Source organism: Microbacterium sp. 5K110 (genome assembly GCF_005774735.1).
Taxonomy (GTDB): Bacteria; Actinomycetota; Actinomycetes; order Actinomycetales; family Microbacteriaceae; genus Microbacterium.
Map to the genome: position 1 here is coordinate 1 of NZ_VBUM01000166.1, position 1,654 is coordinate 1,654.

At 73.7% G+C, this 1,654-nt stretch carries 1 protein-coding gene; it reads left to right on the forward strand.

Annotated features, from left to right (window positions below; translation table 11 throughout):
- Nucleotides 1-280: 280 nt before the first annotated feature.
- Nucleotides 281-1,654: 7,8-didemethyl-8-hydroxy-5-deazariboflavin synthase CofG (gene cofG / locus FE256_RS17875; RefSeq protein ID WP_138178334.1), on the forward strand; the 1,374-nt coding region annotated here is incomplete at its 3' end.

The window sequence follows — 1,654 nt, forward strand, 5'->3', positions numbered from 1 at the left end:
CCGCCACCCCGGCCGCGAGACTGCATGCGCCTGACGAAACCGCCGCAGCCTGCAGTGGGGTTGTCAGGCAGATGCAGTCTCGCGGCCACCGCACCGACTCGCGGCCGCCGCGCCCGCGGCCACGGCACCGACCCGCGCCACCGCACCGACCCGCGGCCGCCGCACCGACCCGCGGCCGCCGCACCGACCCGGCGCCACGAGCCCCCGCCCCACGGCGCGGCGCCAACCCACGGCAGGCCCCCGCGGCCCGGGTGTCGGAGGGGAGGGATAGCCTGGAGCGATGAGTACGGGCAGCGCTGCGCCGCAGGCCGCACCGGCCCGGGGCGACTCGATCGACGACCTCCTCGAGCGCGTGCGCGGAGGGTACCGCCCCGACGTCGACGAGACCGAGATGCTGCTCCACGCGCCGCTCGATGTGCTGTCCCGCGCGGCCTCGAAGATGCGCGACGAGGGACTCGCGCGTGCCGGGCGTCCCCACGTCATCACGTACTCGCGCAAGGTGTTCGTGCCCCTCACGACCCTGTGCCGCGACCGCTGCCACTACTGCGTCTTCGTCGACACCCCCGGCCAGCTGAACCTCCTGCGCAAGCCCGCGTACATGAGCCCCGAGCAGGTGCTCACGGTCGTGCGCCAAGGCCAGGCCCTGGGCTGCAAAGAGGCGCTGCTGACGCTCGGCGACCGCCCCGAAGAGCGGTGGCCCGAGGCCCGCGCGTGGCTCGACGAGCACGGCTTCGCCTCGACGATCGACTACGTCGCGCACATCGCACGGCTCATCACGGCCGAGACCGGCATGCTCGTGCACGCCAATCCCGGCGTGATGCACCCCGACGAACTGGCGACGCTGCGCCCGGTCTCGCCGTCGATGGGCATGATGCTCGAGACCACCTCGCGCCGCCTCTACGACGAGCCCGGTCAGGTGCACTTCGGCTCCCCCGACAAAGACCCCGACCTGCGGCTGCGGGTCATCGACGACGCGGGGGCCGCCGGCATCCCGTTCACGACCGGCATCCTCGTCGGCATCGGCGAGACCGTCCGCGACCGCGCCGAGTCCCTCGTCGCCCTGCGCGATCTCGACGACCGCCACGGGCACGTGCAAGAGGTCATCGTGCAGAACTTCCGCGCGAAGCCCCGCACGGCGATGCAGGGCGCTCCGGATGCCGACATGCACGAGTACCTCGTCACGGTCGCCGTCACGCGGCTCGTGTTCGGCCCCGACATGCGGATCCAGGTTCCGCCGAACCTCTCCGACCCGCGCGAGCTGGGGCTGCTGGTCGACGCCGGAATCGACGACTGGGGCGGGGTCTCGCCGCTCACGGCCGATCACGTGAACCCCGAGCGTCCGTGGCCGCACATCGACGACCTCGCCGCGCAGACCGCCGCCCGCGGCTTCGCGCTCCGCGAGCGACTCACCGCGCACCCCGAGTTCGTGCACGACGCCGCGCGCTGGATCGACCCGGCGCTGCACGCCCCCGTACGGGCGTTGGCGGATGCCACAGGCCTCGCGGCCGATGTGATTCCAGCAGCGGTGAGCGGCGGCGCCGGTGCGGCCGGCACCCTGGCGAGAGGCGCCGGCGCAGCGAGCGCCCCCGCCACGGGAGGGGATTCCGCAACGGGAGGACGCCCCGGGGCCATGACATCCTCCGCTCCCCGAATC